This window comes from Armatimonadota bacterium, assembly GCA_023511795.1.
GTDB lineage: Bacteria > Armatimonadota > UBA5829 > DTJY01 > DTJY01 > JAIMAU01.
In genome coordinates this window covers 191857-214355 of record JAIMAU010000001.1, presented here as the reverse complement: position 1 = coordinate 214355, position 22499 = coordinate 191857, and the positions used below count along the sequence as shown (strand labels likewise).

Here is a 22499-nt window from a genome sequence, read left to right as displayed (position 1 = left end):
GCGAGGAAGCAATGCATCCCTAAACTCGATAGATTCGTGGCTTGCGTCCTTGAGCTGCAATATATACTCCAATGCTTCGTTCGACAAGAGCCCGAGCAAAGTGAGCATCGTGCGAAGGAAGGTCTTCCAAGGCAAGTTCTAAAGCACACGCAACTGCAACCCGCGCAAGGTCCGAATATCCTGTTTTTAAAAGCACATATGCATTTTCTTCAATCCGACGCTTATATCTTGCTCGGACCTCTGGGGTAAAGATTTCATCCATAGCTGTCTGAAAAATGCGTTCAATTCTTTCTCTTTGGCTCGTTTCAGAAAGAATCAGAGGGCTTTCCTCGGCTTCGATGAGCTTGGTTGCATGTAGCTGAATATCCTCTTCTGCTATCAACCAGGAGCGGAATGCAGGAGTTTCGAACAACTCTCCAGCACGCTTAACGAGCGAAGGTTCGGAACTAATTTCCTCGGCATTGACTTCTTCATATACAATTGAGCGCTCATAATTTCGGCCAGGAGTACGGAATAGGTCGCGATAAAACTGATACTCGATTGGCAATGGTTTCCCTTGCGCTACAGTAATAGCTTCATATTCCCGTCCTCTGAATAATATATAAGGGGCAGGAGCATCAACGAATACAAAGGTCCTGTCCGCGTCGCTTGCAATATGTTCATCATACGCCCTCTTTGTTATTCGAGCACCTGCTAAATCCCTAATGCCACCGATGTCATCAGCAACCATCTCCACGGCCTCGGTGCCACTTAACGGCGCTGAAAATAAAATAGAGAGGATTTGCCCGCCACTGCCGTCTATATTACTCATTACAGACCTAATAATCCGCCTTCCACCAGCCAGCGCGAGCGTCGGCCTTGGCGCCTCCTGTGTCTCTTCTACTGCTATACCGTAGGATTTTAGGCGGTGTAGTGCGCGCCGTGCAGACTTCACTATTGTTTTCGGCAACTCCGCCCTATCGAGATTCCGCAGGATTGGAACTACCGCTTCTGAGCGAATGAATCCCATGGCTTCTGCTGCTACCGGTGCATATTCTATGTCACTTGTTAGGGATTCTAATATTGGAAGTATGGCTACTTGCCACTTACGTGCCGCATCCACAAGCGCTGTTTCAGCTTCAAGCAAGGGTAGTGAGCGGACAGCCTGAACGATTTCTGGCAATTTTGCAATGCGTTCTTCAGGAGATTGCTCTGAGAACTCACCAATGCGGTTAACGATAGTTTGTACCTCTTGGCTAATATTTTTCCGAGTTTCAGCCTTTTTGGTAGATTTACCCTTCCTCACACTTATCCTCCGTTTACCACATTGTCAATCCTAGCTTGGGCTTGGTCCCCAATATCCGTACCAGGAGCGATCTTAACCGCTTTGCGCCACCATGCTACTGCACTTTCGACATCGCCATTTTTGTAGGCTTCGTCGCCATGACTAACGTATATGACCGCCGCATGTTGCCTTGCAACTGAGCCCGCCTCACTTGATGGCTCGAGCTTAACAACAGTCTCAAACTCAGAGAGTGCTTCGTTCTCTCGGCCAACGCGCCTAAGCAAGTTGCCAAGAAAAAGGTGGGCATCAGTGTACTCTTTATCATAAACGAGCGCCTGCTGGTAAAACGTAATCGCCCGAGAGTAGTCGCCGCCTTGCTCAGCTTGGTTTCCAAGCCGTAGATAGCACACCGCAATGTTTCGTCTAATGGCTTTGGCTACATCTGGGTCGCCTGTCAATTTCAGCGCCTTGCACCATTCCTGGATAGCAGCAAGATAACTCTCGGAATCAAAATACCTCTTCCCTGCATCCAAGAGCACTTGAATCTCCTGTTGGCGAAACTGTCTTTGATATCCCTGATAAGCGGCGGAAAATGCCCAAATAAACGCGACTACTACAGCGCATGCGAAAAGGACTGCGAACATCACTTTTAAGAAGTATTTCGCTTCGGGCGAGAGAAGCGGCTTCGATGGAAGCTTGGGCAAGACAATATCGTCTGGCTTTGAACCACCAAGCTGGTCGCCTGTTGGCAGTGGAGGTATTGGGGGAGTCTGAGGACCGCCATACCAACCACTAGGCATTCCAACCGTAGAGCTGGATGGGTCTGGCTGTGCAACTGGTTGTTGATATGCAGAAGAGTTGAGGCCAGCCTTTACTTCTTCAGCAGATTGATACCGCATATTGGGGTCTTTAGCAAGACAACGCCTAATTACATTAGCCATGAAGGGCGGAATCGTTGGCGGAATAAGAACATCCTGGTTCATAATGTTGTAAGTAATTGTAACAACTGAATCCCCAGTGAACGGCTTCTTTCCCGTCAGCATTTCGTATATCACTATGCCAAGCGAGAATATATCCGTCCGATGGTCTAATTGCTTTCCAGCTATCTGCTCAGGTGACATATAGCTAGGCGTACCGAAAACCTGGCCGTTAGCAGTTAATGACGGCTCCTCCATTAGGCGAGCAATTCCGAAGTCAGTTATTTTGACCAAGCCGGAAGGAAGAACATGTATATTGTCGGGTTTTATATCGCGATGGATAACTCGCTTCGAATGAGCAAAAGCAAGGCCATCACAAACCTGAGAGATTATTTCAACGGTGCGGTCAACAGAAATTTGGCCTTCGATTTCGAGGATGTTGCGCAGGGACTGACCCTCCAGATATTCCATGGCAATAAAATGCCTGCCCTGGTCTTCACCAGCCTCGTAGATAGTTACGATATTTGGATGTGTAAGCGACCCTGCGGCGCGTGCTTCGCGGTAAAACCGCTCTATTCGTTCTCTTCTCTGCTGGCCTGTGAGGTTTGGAGGTATGACAAGTTCCTTCAGCGCTACGCGGCGGTTGATTCTCGTATCTATCGCCTCGTAGACTATATCATTGCTTCTTCCAATCTCGCGAACAATTTGGTAATGCTCAAGTGTATTCGTAGCCACAAGTGAATACCATCCATGCTTCCTTTTACCCTAGCAGAAGACCGAATTGTGAGATTTTTTATTCCCATAATAGCCTTCTTCTTTGGGTATCGAAAGCAGAGATCTCTACCTATCAAATAATCTCCTGATTTTACGCTTGCTACCACATCTGTCTATGCTTTTGATGCTTACAATTAGCGCGGTAATGTTATCACCACCGCCATGTCCATTTGCACGGTCTATTAACTTCAGCGCCGCCAGCGCAGGGCTTGCTTCTGAAACTATCTCTAATATCTCGGCATCCGAAACATACCCGGAAAGACCATCAGAACACATAAGGATGACATCGCCTCTTTTAAGCTCTTCCTGGTAAAAATCTACCTCGACATCAGGAGTCACCCCAAGCGATCTAGTGATGACATTTCTAAATGGCGACATCATCGCTTCTTCTTCTGTCATTGCTCCACGCTGTACTTGCTCCGCAACCCAAGAATGATCTTGCGTAAGCTGGCGAATCTTGCCGCTTCGAATCATGTATGCGCGGCTATCGCCAACATGTGCAATGTGAAGTTTATCTTCACAAATCACCGCCGCTGTGCATGTTGTCCCCATCCCAGACCGCTCAGGAATGCTTTGACCAACATCGTAGATGTATGCATTTGCCGCTTTAAATGCCGCCTCCAAGCTCTGCTCTATATCTTCAGAAAAATCAGTATAGTAGTTCCTGATTATCATCTTAAGGGCAAGTTCACTAGCGATTTGGCCAGATGCATGGCCACCCATGCCATCCGCCACCGCATAGAACAGTCCCTTTGCCGCAAGAAGCTCAGGCTCCTCAGGTTCGAAGAATTCGAATTTGTCTTCGTTATTCTCGCGAACTAACCCAAGATCGGTTTTTGCCCCAAGTCGTGTGCTAACTATCACACCTGGTCTTAAACCTTTCTTATTAGCCCAACCTTGTATTAAATCTCCGGTATCAATTCTTGCAGTAATCTCCGTCTGTTCCATCGTCATTCATTACCTTCGGGCAATTTCGGCTGAGTATCAGAGCTTGCTGGCTCTCCTTCTGCTGAAAAGATTTCAAAGCGCAATGTAGTCATTCCTATGGTTATTTCATCGCCGTTTGAAAGCACACTGCGCATGCCAGGTGAAATTCTTACTCCATTCACAAACGTGCCATTAGTACTGCCCATATCTGTTATAAAAAACCCTTCGCCCTCTGCAATAAGGTCCGCATGAATGCTGGATACATATCCATCAAATGTAACAGGAACAGCTGCGCTTGATCGGCGGCCAATGTCATTTACGCCAGGCTTTATTTCAAAAACCTTAGTGGGATCGGAAACAACGACAAGACGCGCCACAGATTTCTCCTGCTCAGAAGCGATTTCATCAGCCTTTTCCAACTGAGTTTGAGCTTCTTCAACCTGCTCGGTTTCTGCTTCGGCTGTCGCTCCCTCCCCCAAGGGAGAAGCTTCTTCCGCAACTCCTGGGGCAACTTGAGGGAGATTTAAGATTAGCACTGAACCTCCGAATTTAATTTCCGCACCATCACCAATTTGAATTTTCTCGCCTTTTTCTGCCTTCCGTCCATTCACGAATGTGCCATTTGTGCTTCCAATATCCTCCACCCAACAACCTGATTCGTCAAATGTGATTATGGCATGACGCCTGGAAACGGTTGGATCTTCGAGAAGAATATCCGCAGCCTCACGTCCGACGGTATTTTCACCGGAGTGGAGGAAAAATTCGCGTCCCTTCACCTTATCTACAATTTTAGGAAAAGCAGACAAGTCCTTGATTGGCGTAGCATCGGCAGGAACCATCGAAAGCAAAAACCCACAGTCACCACAATACTTCTCGCTTGGGTTGTTTTCCATACCGCACACAGGACATTTTATCGGCGTGCCGATTATAGTAGCTTCCCCTGGAGCAGGCTGCGCAACCATTGTTTTTTCAGTTTGTGGCTGGTCTATTTCCATGAAAATCTCCCCTTCAAGATAATCTTGCTTGGCTAATTACCGAATTAATTAATTCGGTGGTATTGAGCTATTTCTTTTTTCCCTGATCCAGGTTATAAATAGTGCCAACTAGGGTCTTCTCTGCGTCTGGTCCGCCGCGCTTAACAGAGTCAATTGCTTTCTTTACTTCCTCTGCCTCTTGCACACGACCTTGGTCAAGCAGAATGTTCATTGTCCGCTCAAGCTCCGCGGTTGCCGCCATCGCTGAGAGTTGTTGAGTTTTCATTCCCATGACTGTCTTTTCCAGGTTCCTTGAAGCAAGCGCCACCTCAAGCTCTTGTTTGACAATAGGGTTGACCCCTGTCGGAATCAGCGTTTTTTCTGGTGTAAATTCAAACTCAATATCAGCAGACAAGACCTCATTTCGATTGCTCACGGCATCATTATAAAAGACCTCAGCCTTCATAACCCTGTAGATACCAGCCGGTCGCGGCGCAAACTCAAGTTCGCAGAGGACTGAGATTGCACTTCCTCGCTCTATGTCCACTAAGTTGACCTCAGCGTAGCGTTCGCCATACGACGGCTGTTTGCCATATATTTGGCGAAGTTGCACCCAACGCGACAAACCAAGACGCAGGCGTATATCGCGCGCTGTGATTGTCATTAAGCTTTCCAACTCGCGGCGGAAGATTTCTGGAATTAGTTCGGGACGAGAGATGTAGTAGTAGTTTCCACCACTTTGCCGCGCAATTCCTGCCATCAACTCTTCGTTATATTCGGGGCCAAAACCTAGAGCAGTTACTGTAATACCCCTACTCTTCTGTTCGGCAACCTGGCCCACTATTGAGGCAAAATCCTTTATGCCAGCGGTTGGCTCGCCATCGGTAAGCAGTAACACACGGTTCAGGTACCCCTCAGAATATGCCGATATAACCTGATTAGCCCCGACAACGATTCCATCATATAGGTTGGTAGTATTGCCAACTTCAATGCGATTTATATGCTCCTTTAAAAGCGTCTTATTTATAACTCGGCGAGCAGGCATGATAACATCAACCTGCTCAGCAAAGGTAACAATCGAGAGTATGTCAGTTGGCTCAAGGAGGTCAACAACATATCCACAAGCCCGCTTTACATAATCAAGGGGCTCGCCCTCCATAGAGCCACTCCTATCAATCACAAGCGCTATGTTTAGCGGCAAGCGTCGACCCATCACGCCAGGCGCTGACTTTAGCTGTATCAGAACATGCTCCCTTGATGGTTCAGTACTTAAGGCATATCGGTTGCCGGGAAAACATTCAATGTCAAGCGCCCTAAGTACGCCAGCCATTGCAGTTTTTTCCATCGCGGCATCAAGAGCCCTTGTTCGTACGTCGGGTCCGTCATCGCCACCAGGCGGGATAATCCTTGTTTGTTCCATATGATTACCTACCTCCAGAAAATGGGTTGTGGAGAATTAGAAAAACCCACCTTACAATCATTCAGCCCCTATTAATGTCAGCTCCTCTGTTCGAACCTCGGCAAGGCTAATCTCGGGACCAACCTCCCTGAAATGCGCTTCCATTCGCGCAAGACCTTCGGCAAAATCTTTCTCACTTATAAGCGTCAAAGCAGAGATGTTTTTATTTCGCACTTTGTCGAGATATGCTTCAACGCTTGAAACCAGCTCTTGGGTGACGGTCTCATGCCAAACCTTCTGGAAGCCCACACGGCGAAGCTCTTCTTCTATAATGTCAACTGAAGGCAGGCGTCTACGATCAATCTCATATGCCTTCGGAAAGAAACGATAGACCGGCATGGTATCCATCTGCTCATGGGCAGTCGTGCGAATAAGACAGACTCCGCCGGGTTTTAGCAATCGCCGGCACTCCGAAAGCACCCGTCTCATATCATTAACGTGGTGCAGTAAAAGCGACATGAACACGCATTGGAAGATTCCATTCCGAAAAGCCGTAAGCTCAGCATCACACCTAACCCACATTACTTTTTCAGCACCAGGCTTGCTGGCCGCATGCTTTAGCATTTCGGCTGAAAGGTCGGCGCCTATCACATATGCACCTGTAATCTCTCTAATCGGAATAGCGAACCGCCCCGTGCCGCATCCCAAATCCAAACACAATGAATCCTTTTCAAGACGGCCTCGCCTCCGAATTAAATTTACCCATTGTGCGATTGCCTCTTCGGGAAGCCTCCTGCCGACGTCAAAATAGCCAGCAATTTCTGAGTAATCAGCATATTCCTTTTCACTCATTGCTCAAACCTGAATTGCGAGGCCCCAAATGCTATCATATCTCCCGGCGCTAACTCCTGACGGTTAACTCGCATACCGTTTACAACTGTGCCATTTGAGCTCCCTTCGTCATATACGACGAAAGTACCGCTTTCGTTTACTATTCGTGCGTGTTTGCGCGAGACAGTTGTGTCCATTGGAAGTTGAATGCTGCGCCCAGGCTCGCGCCCAATAGTTGTAGGTGTATCCAAAGCCAATATGAACGACTGCCCAGCATATGGACCACTAATTCCAACCAGTCTCGGGACAGTACCCATTGGAGCTGAAATTGTCTGAGAAGTAGGTGAAGCCCCAATTGAACAATCGCATAATCCTGTGTTTGGATCCTTCCTGCCTCCGCAGAACGGACATACGCCTGGCGCCTGCGGAATCGGCCTGGAAGGAGGACTTTCCGGAACATCAACTTGCCTTGGAATCTTAGATGCAGTAGCCTTTTCGTGAAATTCTAGGCGCATCGAACCAATTTCAATAATATCCCCATCTTTGAGCACACTTTGAGTGACTTTTTGCCCATTGACTAGCGTACCAATTGAGCTTCCTGCATCATGCAGGATGTGCCTTCCCTGCTGGACATCGATTACCGCATGCAAAGGAGCAATATTCCTATCGCCGAACAATGCAATATCCGCAAGCTCGTCTCGTCCGATAGTTGTCCGAGGTTTTGAAATAACGAACTCTTTGCCTTCATTTCTACCTTGAACTACGCGAATCCACGCTTGTTTAAGAAGAGTTTCAACTAGTCCTATAAAAAAGCCAATAGATGCGCCGGTAACCGTCATGCTGATGGCTCTGCTCACAACGCCCGGATTTTTCGTTCCGGGTGGCAAAATCCATGGAACAATTTCAAATAGCGTGCCACCGACAAAACCACCAAGCAAGCCTCCGACTGCACCGTGGCGTGCCGCCCGTTTCGAACCAGAAGGCAACCCCTGAACAACTCCGATAAACAAACCAATCAAGGCCCAACCTATCGCACGTACGATAATACCCCAAACGAAATAGAAAGGCCGCATAACAGAAAGCGGCGGCACAGAAAGCGGGTCTACATAAAGGCTTCCAAAAAAGAGTTGTCCAAAAACAAGGCCTAATATACCACCGCAGAAGCCGACAACCGCCCCCCAGCCGAGGTTCCTTTTCATCTGCGGCCAGCTTCCTGCCCACAAACCGTTGACATAGCCTATTGCAAGCCCAACCATTGTTCCAAAAATAGCTCCAACAAACCATTGTTCGGAAATTTGCTTCATAAACGTGCCAACGGTCGGGCCGGGCTGAAGCCGATACCATGGGTTGAAGTCAACAATAACCCATGCTAAAAGCGCACCAAACGTAGACGCTAGGAAACTTAATATAACTTTTGAATTAAGCGACATAAATTACGTCTCAAATCTTAGCTTATTGCTTCCAATCTGAATCTCATCACCGGCGCTCAGTATACGCTCGGTTACTTTGATTCCATTCACAAATGTCCCGTTCGATGAACCTAGGTCAATAATCTTATACGTATCACCTTCGCTTGTAATTTTTGCATGTCTGCGTGAGGTTGTAGGGTCCTGCGCAAAAGCAATGCTGTTGCCTTCGTCACGCCCGATTGTAACTTCATTGGTCAAAATCTGATAAATGCTTCCAACATATGGACCTTGAGTAGCAATCAACCTGGGGCCTGAGCCAGCATCTTGCACTGCCGCTATGCCGGGCGCGCCGACAGTGCAGGCACATGCTCCAGTAGTTGGGTCCTTCTTTCCACCGCAAAACGGACACACCGTTGGGTCAACTGGCGATGCCTGCGATTGAGTTTGACTAGTGCTTGCCGAGACCTGGTCTGGTTGAATTTCCACACCCATCTTACGAAGAATTTCTTGGAAACGTGCACCTCGATTACGCATTAGCACATATGCACTATAAACAATCACTCCAAATAGCACCAAGCCAATGAATCCGGTAAGCCAATCCAATCGGTTTCCAACACGCTGTGGAGCATCCCCTGCTGCTTCTTTGCCATTCTCTGCCTCCTTCGTTGGCTCAGCCGACTGAATGGTGTCAATGTCGCCAACCACTGGGACACTTATACGAGCTGTGAGTTCCTCGCGGTCTAACGGAATATCAATATCCTGGCTTGACATGCGGTCTTCGCCATATTTAACGGTAACTCTTGCAGTGCCTGAGGCAACATCAAGAAATGTGGCTACCCCTTCGGCCATTGGATCAAGAGTCTGAACTTGTATTTTCTTCTCGCTATCCTCCAGCTTTACGATACAAGCAGCAGCAGGCCTGCCTGTTTCTGCACCCAAAACGCTTATTTCGACACGCCGCACCTTGTTAAAGTCGCCCGGTTTGAGGTCAAACTTCAATAGCTCGTCTTTTTTAGGCTCGATTTCAATTACTGCCTCATTGCCAGACTTGCCATCTAGCACATAAAGCTTGCACTTTGGAACGGCATCCTTTACAAGCGGCAGTTCAGCTGTCGCCCTTTTATCTTTAAAGCTTCTCGGCGTTGTCTGGATTACATTACCCTTTGCATCGGTATAGGAAAACCAGTAGTAGTATTCACCTGCAGAGGGAACAGTTATCGGCGCCGTCACGGCAAAGGCAGCAGAAACAGAGAAAATTAGTACTAAGATTATGATAGCACGCAAGTCAACACCCCCTTTGCTTACTTGAGAGCATAAAGCTCCCTCAACGAGGCAGGCAATGCGCGAATAACATCGCCTGCAAGCATTCCAGGTGACCCAACATCTCGCTCGGCGATCTCGCCCGCCCTACCATGAACATATACGCCGCACGCTGCCGCATCCCATGGACTTATTCCTTGGGCTAGTAGCCCCCCGATTGCGCCGGCGAGTACGTCTCCTGTTCCACCCGTCGCAAGTCCGGATGTACCTGTGGGATTAATAAGCACTCTGCCATCGGGATGCGCAATTACCGTTCTAGCACCTTTAAGAACAACTATGCTTTGAAAGTGCTGCGCCGCCGTTTGCGCCGCTCCTACCCTGTCAGACTGAATGCTTGCAATATCAGTTCCAAGCAGTCGCGCCATCTCACCAGGGTGTGGGGTAAGAATAAACTCGGCGTGGCTGCTCTCAAGAACGCTGGTATTCTTGGAAAGCGCATTTAGCCCATCCGCGTCAATCACCGCGCGTTTTTTGAGGGCTTTTACAAAGGCGTGGACAAATTTGCAAGTTTCCGGGTGGGTACCTAATCCGCAGCCAAGCACCACGGCAGTAGCTTTGTCTGCAAGCTCAAGCGCCGCATCCAAAGCTTGAGTGCTGATTGACCTCTCAAGGGTTTCGGGCAGTCCGCTGGTCATAACTTCGGTAAGTTTAACAGCCATAACATCCTGCAAGCTTTTTGGAACGCCAACGACTGCAAGACCTGCGCCCACACGCAGAGCTGATTCACCAGCCATCGCTGCCGCACCGGTCAACCCTGCCGAACCAGCTATAACAACGACTGTTCCAAAAGTTCCCTTATGCGCATTTGGGGGTCTAGCTGGAAGTTTTGCGGCAATATCTTGGGCATCGGTTAGCTCAATACATACCTCATCGTAGAGTTGTTTTGGAATGCCAATGTCCCCAACAACCAGACGGCCTGCATACTCAGCTCCAGGGTAAATAACAATTCCAAGTTTAGGTAGAGCAAAAGTCACCGTAACATCAGCCTTCGCGCAGATACCCAATACTCGCCCAGTGTCGGCATCGACCCCGGATGGGATATCCACTGCTATAACAGGCCGTCCGGAATCGTTGATTGCTTTAATTATCTCTTTGGTAACGCCTGTAACCTCTCCCTTGATACCAGTGCCAAATATCGCATCAATAATTAAATCGGCTTGGGCTAACAGCGACACGACCGCCGAGGCCTCAGAGATTTGCCGAATATCTGCGCCTGTATTGCGGAGTATTTCAAAGTTGGTCTTCGCATCACCCTTAATTTTTTCTGAATGGGCAAGGAGAAGAACGATAACCTGGGCGCCGGCATCGCGAAGATGGCGGGCGGCAACAAACCCATCACCGCCATTGTTACCGCTGCCAGCGACAACGATTACTCGTTTGCCAAAAACGCGGCCGAGGATGTCGCAAGCTGACTCGAATACATGCCGCCCGGCGTTCTCCATCAACACAATACTCGGGATGCCGAATTCCTCAGCCGCACGCCTATCGAAGTCATGCATTTGTTTGGCTGTCGCTACCTTCAAGCTGACCACCTACAGCGCAATTATACACTAAAGCTTTATACCCCTCAATCCGACACAACGATTGCATACGCCACTGCATTAGTACGGCAGTGGGATATGCTCACAAGCACCTTGCCTTTGCCCAGGGCTTCTGCCGCCTTATTTCGCAGGTGCACAACCGGTTTCCCAGTAGCATCAGGAAGCACCTCGACGTCACGCCACCTCAATCGTGTGCCAAGCGCTTTAGCGATAGCTTCTTTTGCGGCAAATCTCCCAGCCAACCGCTCTGCCCAGTCAGCATGGGACAAACAATAAGCCCTCTCGGCATCGGTAAACACCCGCTCTGTAAATTTTGGATGCTGAGCGAGGCAGTCCTTGATTCTATTTACTTCAATTATATCGGTACCAATGCCTATTATCATTATGAAACCCCTACCAATTATGGAATACCATCAATGCATCCTAATTCCTTCTATAGGGCTTACGCAAGGCTGTTCCCTGAGAAACCTTCCAGCTTTTCTACCAATTGCTGAGAAATTTTGCTGCAAGATGGGTATATATACTCCAAAGAGGAGGCGAGAACGGTGGCAGAAACTTGGCATGTTTCAAAACTAGATGTAGATATTCACTATATTGACGATATTCCCATAATTGAAGCCAAGGGTGAATGCGACTTAATTACTAGCAAAAAATTAAAGGAGGCCGCCGATAACCTCCTCGAAACCGGGCGAAACAAAATTATTTTCGATTTAAGAAATATGGTTTATATTGACAGCGCAGGATTCAGAATTCTCCTTGATACGAAAAATAGAGCAACCGAAAAAGGTGGCGATATTGTTCTAGTTAGCCTAACTGAACCCGTTGACCGAGCATTTAAACTCCTTCGCTTGGATGAACTTATAATTAGAGCCGAAACAATTGAAGAAGCTATCAACCACCTAAAATCAATTGCCTAGTTAATTTAAACAGCAACAAAAAAGAAATTTCTAATTCTTCCTCATGCCTCTTGACAGCATTCAGCATAACCATCTATCATATAACACGTTGTAAGATATAATTTTAATTTTAGAAAGGAGTGACTAATTGAACAGCAGTACTGGAATAAAGGACTACGTGGGCATTCGCAAAGGTCTAGACGGCCAATCACTGGGTGAGTTAGAGGCTCAAATTCTCGACATTGTGTGGGACTTGGAACCACCAATTACAGCATCAAAAGTTTTTAAAATAATGTATCCTAGACGAGAACTATCTTATTCAACTATCATGCTCACGATGTCTAAGCTAGCGCGAAAAGGTTTTTTAGTCCAGGCACGGTTTGGCAACAAGAAGACCGATGCTTTTATGTACACTCCAGCAATTTCAAGAAGAGAAATGGCAATAAAACTTTTGGAGGAAATCTCAAAGCAAATTTTCCGAAAACCTTTTGTTCAGGCTATCCGCGACCTTGTTAAGTGATATATAACGGAACTAGAAAAATTTACGGGATGGGGGTTCTAACTCCCCATCCCGTATCTGTTTTAAGCGCTTAGAGCCTCGGCAATTTTCTCTGCGAACTCGTAATCGGGCAATGCACCTTCAAATTGAACTTTGTCGTTAATCACCACTGTCGGTACTGCGCTGATGTCATACTTGCTGACTAGATGCGGAAATTCGGTTGCCTCGATTGCATCTGCCATTATATGCTCTGGGTTCTCAATCGCCATTTGGTGAGCAATCCGAACAGCAGACGGACAGTAAGGACAAGTTGGTGTGACAAACACTTGTATGTGAACATCCTGGTCGATACCTCGGACTTTTTCCTTGGCTTCATTTGATAAATCGGTGACGTTTTTTGAAACATCCACAATGTCCTCGATTAATGAGCTGAATTCAAACCCACCTGGAATACCAAAGTATCGAATGCCCTTAATATTGTCACCCATTAGTATAATCGCCGGAAGCTTGTCAATTCCAAGCTTAGCCACCATTTCATCGGATGGCGTGTACTCCCTGTGCTCAACCTTAATTAAATCTGAAAGCTCAGCCACTTCGTCAATTAGCTGAGCTGTTTCCTTGCAGAACTCGCATTCCAGGCCGGGTAGCTCCAAATTCTCAGCCTTTTCAGTAAACGCAACAACTGTTACCTCATTCTCCAATTCATCTGCAAACTTTGCCTTGAGAAACTCTTTATCTTGCTCGGGAATCAATTGCCTCATTTTCAGACATCTCCTTTTCTCTTAGTTTATACACATACCTTGCGGCACTCAATGCAGCCACCTGTCCTTCACCAACAGCTTTTGCAATTTGGAACGGCCCACCTGTGCAATCACCAGCTGCGAAGACACCAGGGATGTTTGTCGCCATCTGTCTATCTACCTTTATAAAGCCGTCGGCCACTTCAAGTCCCGGAAGTAATGTTGTCACCGGAACGGCTTCGCGTATGATAAATATACCATCGGCATGTACTTCGCCAATCTGTGTTTTTATGGCGCGAGCACGCGCATCTCCAATTATTGCTACAGGGTTCGAGTGAATAATCTCAACCGACTTGTCGAGCATTTTCACATTTTCGTATGTTGCGACATACGTCACGCGCCGAGCAAATCCTGCCAGCGAATTCGCTTCCTCCTCTCCCTCTGGTATATAACCCACAACAACCACGTCCTTGCCGCGGAACAAAGCACCATCGCAAGTAACGCAGTAGGAAACTCCTTTACCAAGATACTGTTCCTCACCCGGCAATACCCGCGATTGGGCCACGCCTGTGGTAATAATAACCGTCCAGCTTCGGTAAACTTCGCTGTCAGTGGTAACCATGAAATCATGGTTACCATCTTGCACAACGTTGAGCGCACGTTGTTTCTTATATAAGAAACCTGTGTTCGAGAAGTGCCGCATAAAATGACAAGCTAATTCAGCGCCAGTAACTTTGGGCAGTCCCAAGTAATTCGTTACCTCAGGGTAGATTTTCGGCTTACTTGCAGGTTCGCGGAAGTCAAACACAATTCCTTTTAAATTTCTTGCTTTTGCATTTACTGCCGCTGATAAGCCTGCCGGCCCTGCACCTATTATTAGAACATCCCAAATTTTGCCTTGGAACACGCCGGAAACCATTATCTGACACCCTGCTGCATTAATTAATTTTATATGTTTTGTTTTTACCCACATATTCCTTCTAAAAACTTTTTCCTAACTTATTTTCATATAAAACATTCATGTGCTTAAGGAGTCAGTTTTTCAAGGGTTACCTGAGAGCTTAATCCAAATGCTAACTGCCTCTTCCTTGAATGAAAACCGAACATCAATTATTCCTGTTTGAAGTTTTTTTCTTTATTTGGTATTTGACTTTGGCTGTACCAGGCTAATAGTATAGTATGGTAGAATAAGCTAACAAAGATGAAAAACTTGGATTTATACGACGTTGTTATAATTGGGGGTGGCCCCGCCGGGCTTTCGGCAGGTATTTATGCAATGCGGTCGCGCCTCAAGACCGTACTGCTTGAGAAATACTTACCAGGCGGACAAATGGTTCTCATCGACCACATAGAAAACTACCCCGGCTTCCCTGGAGGAACCTCTGGCCTTGAAATTACATCACGAATGGAAGAACAAGCTCGCTTGCTGGGACTCGAAATAATCTCAAGCGAGGTCCAATTGTTAGACCTTTCGAGACGTGACAAGGTAGTCCATTCATCAACCGGCGATTACCATACCAAGACCATTATTATTGCATCAGGTGCAACACCACGTCGACTAGGAATTCCAAACGAAGATCGGCTTACTGGCAAAGGAGTCTCATATTGCGCCACATGCGACGGCATTTTCTTCAAGGGAAAAGAGATTGCGGTGGTTGGTGGTGGTGATTCCGCAGTTCAAGACGCGGTATTCCTTAGCAGATTTGCTAGCAAGATTGCTATCATCCACCGCAGGGATACTCTGCGAGCTTGCAAGATTCTTCAGGAACGCGTTTTAAAAAACCCAAAAATCACAGTCAAATGGAACACCATCGCCGTCGAAATTCTCGGCAAAGAAAAAGTCGAGGGATTAGTAATTGAAAATGTAGCGACCGGCAAACGAGAAACCCTGCCAGTGGAGGGAGTATTTGTGCTTGTCGGCACGGACCCGAACACGGAGTTTGTTCATGGGACTGTGGTAACTGACGAACAAGGATACATATTGACTAACGAGGAAATGCAGACTAACGTTCCCGGTGTCTTCGCGGCTGGCGATTGCCGAAGAAAGTCCCTACGCCAGTTGATCACCGCCGCCGCTGATGGTGCAATAGCGGCTGTATCGGCGGAGAAGTATATCGAATCGCTTAAACAATAATCAGTCTTTTGGGGTTCGCCTATTTCTCTGCTACTTGCAAGTTTTGAACTAAAGAAATATACCCTGCACTACCAAGGACTATAATTGCGCCGAGTAAAATCATCCAATTAAAAGGATCGCCCAGCCAGAGAATACCTGCTATGGACGAATAAATAACGGTTGTCATTTGGATTATTCCCGCCTCACCAGCGCGTGACCATCGAAGAGCATAAGTCATCGACAGCTGACCTACAGTACTTGTTATCCCCATTACCGATAAAACCAGCCAACCATAGAAATTGGGTAAAACTGCTCCCTCAAAAAGCATCCCAATTAAACCTGCCAGCGCCCCGAATACGCAAAACGAGAAAAATATAGAGATAGCTGATTCGGTTTTCCTTAGCTCCCTTATTATTACTATCGCCAATCCTGAAATCACACCGGCTGCTAAGCCATAGATATCTCCAGTCCTTATGTGACTGAAGTTCGGCTGAATAACAAGGTACAAGCCAGTAAGGGCAGCTGCAACCGCAAGGATTGTGCCAAACCTAAGCCTTTCTTTAATCAGAAGTGCTCCAAAAATGGGCGTAAATATGAAATAGGAGTTGCCCAAAAAAACACTATTCGTTAACGGAGTCTGTCCCGGTCCTTTGACAGACGCAAGACTAAGATAATAAAAAAGGATTGCAACACCACCAGTAATTCCTCTGGCTGCGAGTAGCCACTTCCGGCAAAAATGCATTTGGGCAATGCCAAATTTATGGAGCAGTCCCACACTTGCCAATCCAAACATAAAGCGGACGAATGTTGTTTCCGAACCAGAAATACCTTGCAACCCAGCAAGCCGCACCAAGACGGCCACTATCGCAAAGAGAATGGCTGAGATGGTTAACCATATGGGGCCAAAAGTGATGATATTTTGGCAACTTGCTTGGTCTCCCGAAATCCTTCCCATTTAATCCTCACATCACAAGTTAATACCGTAGACTTCTTAACCTACACAAGAACGCTAACGTTCTGCAAGTTTTTTGACGTAAAAACTAATGCATTGGAAATCTAAAGTCATCGTCTTAAACTCTTACCCAATGTAGCAAAAAGAATCTCTCCGCTTACTGATATAATAATTCACTAGCTTTTCACATTTGCTTAGTTTACATTCGTATGCTTACCTGGTAAACTACCGAAAAATTGTTAATATTTTAAAACAGGAAAAAATATTATGAGAATTTCTTCAAAAGGCTTTACAATCATCGAATTGCTTGTTGTGATAGCTATTTCAGCACTCCTATCTGGCTTACTCTTCCCCGTGATTATCACCGCACGGATGGCATGTAGGAAATCTCAATGTGCAACAAACCTCAAACAAATTGGGATAGCATTCGACCTCTACACAAACGATTGGGATGGGGTTTTTCCCTGCCCTGGCGGTCGCTATGGCGATCTCTCATATTGGGACCAGGAGGGCAATGGTGGAATCCGCCCTTACCTTAAGGAAAGAGGAAGAGGAGAACACGGACTACTTTGCTGCCCAGCGTATAATGGCCGTTGGCGCTCAAAGTACTCGCCTCGCACCTACAGTATGAATGAGTATTTAAGATGGCCACCAGATATCCCTTATCCGCAGTGCATTAAATACCTTTGTGGGATTCCCAAGCGTCGAATAATGCAACCTGAGCGAACAATCCTACTGTACGAAGGCATACCTGCAGATGAGGAAAGCCCTTTTGGAGAAGGTTTTGTCTACCGATGTGGCAACTGGGAATGGGTTATGGGATATCGGCCGACAAAGAACAAATATTGGCAGAGCGCTAATCGGCCGATGCACGCCAGGATGAACAATTACCTTATGTGTGATGGCCATGTGATAACAATGGAACCTGAAAAATATCCTTTTGCCCCATCAGGTCCTGCCAACAACCTTTGGTACGTAACCAGACTAAGATAATAATAATTTCATCTGCAATTTTGTGGCTTTTACCCGTCCTGCAGACAATATCGTTCGAAAATGCTAGGACCTATTACTGGCGAAGTCTTCGGTATATTGGAAAGAATATGCAAATTCCAGCGGCAATAACAAAGACACCCGAAGGCTCAGGCACAATATCGAAAGAGTCCCTCATGAAGAAATATATGTCAGTATTGTCTACCACTCCATTAGTTATGTAAGCATCTATCAGAAACGAATTAGCACCAGTAGTATAGAGTGGTACGTTTGCTGCTGTATGACCTGTCGAGGTCCACGAAGCAAGAGGATAAACACCAGCACCTCGATTAGTAACAGTTAAACCGCCAATCTCGTGATCAGCAACAACTATAAGCAGAGTATCTGACCGCCCCTGCATCCAATTCAGCACTGCTTGAACAGAATTGTGGAATTCCACAACCTCGCATGTAGTTCGCTCTATCCAATTTCCATGAGCGGCATGGTCTATTAATCCTCCCTCAATCATCAGGAAAAAACCATCGGGATCGGCGTTCATGACATCCAGAGCTTTAATAGTCATCTGACTTAAATGGGGTTCCAAGCTATCAGGAAGACGGTCATATTCATAAGTCATATCGCCGCCCGCGAAAAGACCAATGGCACGGCTGGTAGTTGCCGGATTTAGACCGGACATTTGAGAATTGTTATAGACCACCTGATATCCCAGTGTCTGGGCAATTGCAACTTGGGATGTGCTAAAGTAACTTGACCCACCGCGCGCAGGATCACCGCCGCCAAAAATTATATCCGGACGTGATGAGCTTAAGTAGTCATTGCCAATACCTATGTAATTATTTCTCGATGGTTCGTGTGCCCCAAAGGCAGCTGGCGTCGCATGAGTAATAGGAACATTGGTAACAAGACCGGTGCGCTTACCTTTTTCCTTTGCATACTCCAAAATTGTTTGATATGGCGAACCATCTGGCGCTTGCGAGACAACGTTGTTATTAACCTTATGCCCTGTTGCCATAGCAGTAGCAGCTGCGGCAGAATCCGTAATTGGGTTGTTAGCGGAATATGTGGTTACTCCGCACTTATAGAACCGCTCGAATGAAAGATTACCAGCAGCACCAGTAAGATAGTAACTTGCGGCATTCACATATTGGTAGCCCATACCATCTCCTATCATTAGGATGATGTTTCTAGCGGCAGATATTTCGCTTGCAAAAATGAAAATACTAAAGCAGACAACATGGAAATAAAGGATAAGCCGTAGTAAGTGGTTATTAAAAAGCATTATATTCTCCTAGAAAAGCAAGTCAATTAAAGACCTGAGCGCTGGCTAAGTTTCCAACATAACAGGCAAGTCAACCATTTTGTAGCTCAATATCTGCCGCTTGTCAACAACAAATGCCAATCTAAACGGAAAAAGCTAATAATACCAGAAGAGCTAATCAAGTAGGGCAAAGACATGGTCAACTACGTCCTCAAGCTTCATTTTTACAGAGCGAGCTAGCTCCTGAAGGTCAGCTCCACCAGGGATTGCAAAGAGCACTATTGGATCGACAGCTTCAACAACCGTGCCATTCGTTTGCTCATAAACAACAAGCCCAAATGGAAGAAGAAGGCCGCAGTCGAGGTCGATATGCAGTGCTTGATTCGCCCACGTTGGATGCCAAACGCCCAATATTGTGTAATGTGGGAAGTTTGCACCGCTAAGATTATAGACGAACTTTCGGACGTCAGCTTCGTATGCGATCACTAGACCCTCTTGTAAAAGCTTTTCTTTCACTGTAGCTAATACTCGTTCATAAGGTCTTTCTATCCACACCTTGATGCCATAACTAACAGGGAGACGAATGGCAGATGCATGGCGTTCAACTCCCTCACCTAATTTGGATGAAATGCTTGGCCCTTCCGCAACTTCGATGATTCTCTCGTCAGCCACTTTCGTCACCCCCAAAGTTAAATATCCTCCAACTTTGAGCTACCCATACAAAAGAACACTAAAACAAAGCAGGGAGGTATTCGATTGCAACGTATGTAATAGATTCTTAAGAAAATACATTCCGACCATTATGGAGGCAAAGATATGAAAAATAGAATAACGAGAAGGGATTTTCTTAAAGGCACAGCAGCCTCAGGAGCAGGCTTTCTTTTCCTTCGCGAGAGTCGGCTGGCATTTGGCTACAGTGAGAATGAGAAGCTAAACATTGCTATAATTGGGAGCGGCGGCAAAGGTGGTGATAATCTCAATAACGTCGCCAGCGAAAATATAGTTGCACTTTGCGACATAGACGAAACACGCATTCCCGCAGATCGTTTTCCAAAAGCAAAGGTATATTATGATTTCCGCAGATTGCTCGACGAGATGGAAAAGCAGATTGATGCCGTTGTTGTGAGCACGCCAGACCACACCCATGCCCACGCTTCGATCATGGCAATGAGAATGGGTAAACACGTCTACTGCGAGAAGCCGCTGACCCATTCGATTTACGAAGCTAGGCTTATGCGCGAAACCGCCCGCAAATATAAAGTTGCAACGCAAATGGGCAACCAAGGCACAGCAAGCAACGCACTCCGTGAGGGTGTCGAGATCCTACAAGCCGGTGCTATTGGCCCTGTCCGCGAAGTGCATGTATGGTCGAACCGTCCAATTTGGCCGCAGGGAATAAATCGCCCAAGTGAGACTCCACCGGTTCCAAAAGAGATTCACTGGGATCTTTTCCTTGGACCCGCACCCAAACGACCATACCATCCGTGCTACCATCCATTCAAATGGAGAGGATGGATTGACTTCGGCACAGGAGCCCTAGGGGATATGGGTTGCCATACTTTAAACATGGTTTATATGGGTCTTAAGCTTGACAACCCAATATCTGTAGAAGCCGAGGTCGTAAAAGAGATGACAAGCGAATCATACCCAAAGCAGTCCATAATCCGCTATACATTCCCAGCAAGAGGTAGTATGCCCCCTCTGCGTTTGAAATGGTACGACGGTGGTCTAAAACCTTCGCCAAGTATTATTGGGCAAGAAGAGCTTCCTGGGAGCGGCGTTGCAATAATTGGTGATAACGGAATAATGTACGCACCAGGTGATGGCGGCGGAGCTTGTGAACTGCTTCCAGCTGAGAAGTTTGCAAACTTCCAAAAACCTGAGCCTACGTTGCCTCGTTCGCCAGGACACCATGCAGAGTGGATTCGGGCATGTAAAGGTGGAGAGCCAGCTATGTCAAATTTCGATTACGCCGCTGGTCTCACTGAATTATGCTTGCTTGGCAACTTAGCACTTCTCACGCGCGAGCCAATCTACTGGGATTCAGAGAATATGAGAGCGATTAACTGTCCGAAAGCAGACAGGTTTATCAATACGCCATATAGAAAAGGGTGGGAATTGTAAATTTCTTTTGACCTTGCAACACTCTGTCTTTATGGCATATAAACATTTCGGGATGGCAGGCTTTTGCAACATAACCTGCCATCTTTAACTTTTGCGTATTTTCCAAAACGAGAGATGGTCAAGATTTAAATCTTGACTTTCCATCTATGCTTCTATATACTTTGGCAGGTACGGGCATACTAATTACGACTAATATTCGTATCTTTACCAACGCAATCAAGGAGGTTTGGCCATGCAAACCCAAATCGATATACGAACTGTATGGAACAAGGTAGTTGATCATGTCAAGCTTAAAGTAATGCACCGGACGCTATGGGAAGCCCTTGAGAATTCCGTTCCAATAATAATAGATGAAGGGCAGTTCGTCGTCGGATTTGCTCCCGGCTTGTTCCATCTAAGCGGCAACATGACAACATCTGAACACAAGATGGCAATTGAGAATGCCATTCGGCAATTCACTGGCCAGTCACTCACGCTAAGAATCATCGAGGGCACCACTCTTCAAGACTGGGCTCATGCAAAGGCAAAAGACCAGCAAATCGCAGCAATTCGCGATGCCGCGTATCAAAAGCAGAAAGAAGAGAAAGCTGCCGCAAAGTCGTGGGAGGGCTTGTTAGAATATGTGAGCCGCCGATATGCCAACACGCCATTGCGCACGCTTCCGCAGGCAAAAGCTAAATACATTGAAGAAGCAGTCCGCGCAATTTCCGAGACGATAGACGAACTAATGCCGAATGATGACTCCGCTGATGAACTTGCTGAGCGATCTTTGGCGAGAGTACTTGAAAAGGTCGCTACTTTGACCGAGGTTCCTTCGGCAATTATTGCAATGGAACTTCGGCGCTTCCGGAGGAAATAGTAGTTGCATCTTTGCCAAAAAGAAAAAGGATTTACTCTAATAGAGGTCTTAGTTGTACTAGTAATAATTGCCATATTGGCGGCAATTTTGCTTCCGGTCTTTACAACTGCCAAGATAAAGGCGCAAAGGGTTGCCTGCCAATCAAATCTAGTACAAATCGGTCAAGCATTCAGTTTGTATCTTCAAGACTATGACGGATGCTACCCTAACACCAACGACCCGTTTCTATGGATGGGCAGGAGATGGCGCTGGCCTCTGATGCCATATCTCGCATCGGATGCGGAAGAAGATCCCAACGATAAATGGAAATCAAAACGAAACAACGCTCTAATTCTTCTTTGCCCCAGTGATACTAAGGCACCAACAGCCTATGATAAAACATCCTATGCATATTCAATGGCATTTTATCATACGGTCGAACAAATAAACAGTTTGACAAGAATTGAGCAAACCTGGACAGAGAAGATTCCGTGCGTAACTTGGAAGCAACACGCAGTGAAATATCCGTCAAAAAAAGTCCTCGTTGCTGAATGGCTCAGCAATCATGAAACGCCGCATGTAGGCTGGAACAGTTGGAAAGGTGGAAGGAATTATCTATTTGCAGACTATCACTGCAAATACCTAAAGGCTACCCAGATAAACAAAGCCAACGATGGCTGGCCAGACATCAATCTGACCTGCGATGGAATAATGGGAAAGGACATAGATTAGG

Annotated in this window: 22 protein-coding genes; 7 read left to right on the top strand and 15 right to left on the bottom strand. The window is 46.6% G+C overall.

Annotated features, from left to right (window positions below; translation table 11 throughout):
• Positions 1-19: 19 nt before the first annotated feature.
• From K6T99_00950 to acpS, 10 genes are all read right to left on the bottom strand, one after another.
• Positions 20-1285 (bottom strand): hypothetical protein, encoded by a 1266-nt coding sequence (locus tag K6T99_00950; GenBank protein ID MCL6518378.1) that lies wholly within the window; start codon positions 1283-1285, stop codon positions 20-22.
• A 2-nt stretch (positions 1286-1287) separates the two neighbouring features.
• A complete protein-coding gene (locus tag K6T99_00945) occupies positions 1288-2916 on the bottom strand; it encodes a protein kinase (protein ID MCL6518377.1) in 1629 nt (542 codons plus the stop codon).
• A gap of 105 nt (positions 2917-3021) precedes the next feature.
• Complete coding sequence (locus tag K6T99_00940; GenBank protein MCL6518376.1) at positions 3022-3909, bottom strand: Stp1/IreP family PP2C-type Ser/Thr phosphatase; 888 nt, start codon at positions 3907-3909, stop codon at positions 3022-3024.
• Positions 3906-4877, bottom strand: a complete 972-nt coding sequence (locus K6T99_00935) for an FHA domain-containing protein (protein MCL6518375.1) — start codon at positions 4875-4877, stop codon at positions 3906-3908. The genes K6T99_00940 and K6T99_00935 overlap by 4 nt, the downstream gene beginning before the upstream one ends.
• 67 nt (positions 4878-4944) lie before the next feature.
• Entirely contained in the window at positions 4945-6276 is a 1332-nt protein-coding gene (locus K6T99_00930; protein MCL6518374.1) for a VWA domain-containing protein, read from the bottom strand.
• 57 nt (positions 6277-6333) lie between these two features.
• The gene (locus tag K6T99_00925; GenBank protein MCL6518373.1) at positions 6334-7107 is read right to left on the bottom strand and encodes a class I SAM-dependent methyltransferase; all 774 of its coding nucleotides are present in this window, start codon (positions 7105-7107) and stop codon (positions 6334-6336) included.
• Complete coding sequence (locus K6T99_00920; GenBank protein ID MCL6518372.1) at positions 7104-8516, bottom strand: FHA domain-containing protein; 1413 nt, start codon at positions 8514-8516, stop codon at positions 7104-7106. Before K6T99_00920 ends, K6T99_00925 begins: the two co-directional genes overlap by 4 nt.
• Before the next feature lie 3 nt (positions 8517-8519).
• Positions 8520-9779: an FHA domain-containing protein gene (locus K6T99_00915; GenBank protein MCL6518371.1), complete on the bottom strand. Its 1260-nt coding sequence runs from the start codon at positions 9777-9779 to the stop codon at positions 8520-8522.
• Positions 9780-9796: 17 nt separating this feature from the next.
• Positions 9797-11338: an NAD(P)H-hydrate dehydratase gene (locus tag K6T99_00910; protein ID MCL6518370.1), complete on the bottom strand. Its 1542-nt coding sequence runs from the start codon at positions 11336-11338 to the stop codon at positions 9797-9799.
• Positions 11339-11382: 44 nt separating this feature from the next.
• Positions 11383-11739: a holo-ACP synthase gene (acpS, locus tag K6T99_00905; protein MCL6518369.1), complete on the bottom strand. Its 357-nt coding sequence runs from the start codon at positions 11737-11739 to the stop codon at positions 11383-11385.
• Between the two features lie 162 nt (positions 11740-11901).
• On the opposite strand from acpS, the gene K6T99_00900 reads away from it, so the two are divergent.
• Both K6T99_00900 and K6T99_00895 read left to right on the top strand, forming a co-directional pair.
• On the top strand, positions 11902-12273 hold the full coding sequence (locus K6T99_00900) for an STAS domain-containing protein (protein ID MCL6518368.1): 372 nt from the start codon (positions 11902-11904) through the stop codon (positions 12271-12273).
• A 127-nt stretch (positions 12274-12400) separates the two neighbouring features.
• Entirely contained in the window at positions 12401-12772 is a 372-nt protein-coding gene (locus K6T99_00895; GenBank protein MCL6518367.1) for a BlaI/MecI/CopY family transcriptional regulator, read from the top strand.
• 62 nt (positions 12773-12834) lie between these two features.
• Here the strand turns inward: K6T99_00895 and K6T99_00890 are convergent, their stop codons facing one another.
• Together K6T99_00890 and K6T99_00885 are read right to left on the bottom strand one after the other, a co-directional pair.
• Positions 12835-13512 (bottom strand): thioredoxin family protein, encoded by a 678-nt coding sequence (locus tag K6T99_00890; protein ID MCL6518366.1) that lies wholly within the window; start codon positions 13510-13512, stop codon positions 12835-12837.
• Positions 13484-14410 (bottom strand): NAD(P)/FAD-dependent oxidoreductase, encoded by a 927-nt coding sequence (locus tag K6T99_00885; protein ID MCL6518365.1) that lies wholly within the window; start codon positions 14408-14410, stop codon positions 13484-13486. The genes K6T99_00890 and K6T99_00885 overlap by 29 nt, the downstream gene beginning before the upstream one ends.
• Positions 14411-14692: 282 nt before the next feature.
• Here K6T99_00885 and trxB point away from each other — a divergent pair, with 282 nt between their 5' ends.
• Entirely contained in the window at positions 14693-15625 is a 933-nt protein-coding gene (gene trxB, locus K6T99_00880; GenBank protein MCL6518364.1) for a thioredoxin-disulfide reductase, read from the top strand.
• 19 nt (positions 15626-15644) lie between these two features.
• Here the strand turns inward: trxB and K6T99_00875 are convergent, their stop codons facing one another.
• Positions 15645-16559 (bottom strand): DMT family transporter, encoded by a 915-nt coding sequence (locus K6T99_00875; protein MCL6518363.1) that lies wholly within the window; start codon positions 16557-16559, stop codon positions 15645-15647.
• Positions 16560-16823: 264 nt separating this feature from the next.
• Here K6T99_00875 and K6T99_00870 point away from each other — a divergent pair, with 264 nt between their 5' ends.
• Positions 16824-17549 carry a type II secretion system GspH family protein gene (locus tag K6T99_00870; protein MCL6518362.1) on the top strand — a complete coding sequence of 242 codons (726 nt, stop codon included), beginning with the start codon at positions 16824-16826 and terminating at the stop codon, positions 17547-17549.
• A 73-nt stretch (positions 17550-17622) separates the two neighbouring features.
• Here the strand turns inward: K6T99_00870 and K6T99_00865 are convergent, their stop codons facing one another.
• Positions 17623-18825, bottom strand: coding sequence for an alkaline phosphatase (locus tag K6T99_00865; GenBank protein MCL6518361.1), 1203 nt, complete (start codon positions 18823-18825; stop codon positions 17623-17625).
• A gap of 153 nt (positions 18826-18978) precedes the next feature.
• Positions 18979-19476, bottom strand: a complete 498-nt coding sequence (locus K6T99_00860; protein MCL6518360.1) for a DUF302 domain-containing protein — start codon at positions 19474-19476, stop codon at positions 18979-18981.
• A 144-nt stretch (positions 19477-19620) separates the two neighbouring features.
• On the opposite strand from K6T99_00860, the gene K6T99_00855 reads away from it, so the two are divergent.
• The 3 genes from K6T99_00855 (at position 19621) to K6T99_00845 (ending at position 22498) form a co-directional block, all read left to right on the top strand.
• Positions 19621-20928, top strand: coding sequence for a Gfo/Idh/MocA family oxidoreductase (locus K6T99_00855; protein ID MCL6518359.1), 1308 nt, complete (start codon positions 19621-19623; stop codon positions 20926-20928).
• 232 nt (positions 20929-21160) lie between these two features.
• Positions 21161-21787: a hypothetical protein gene (locus K6T99_00850; protein ID MCL6518358.1), complete on the top strand. Its 627-nt coding sequence runs from the start codon at positions 21161-21163 to the stop codon at positions 21785-21787.
• 3 nt (positions 21788-21790) lie between these two features.
• Positions 21791-22498: a DUF1559 domain-containing protein gene (locus K6T99_00845; GenBank protein ID MCL6518357.1), complete on the top strand. Its 708-nt coding sequence runs from the start codon at positions 21791-21793 to the stop codon at positions 22496-22498.
• Position 22499 lies beyond the last annotated feature (1 nt).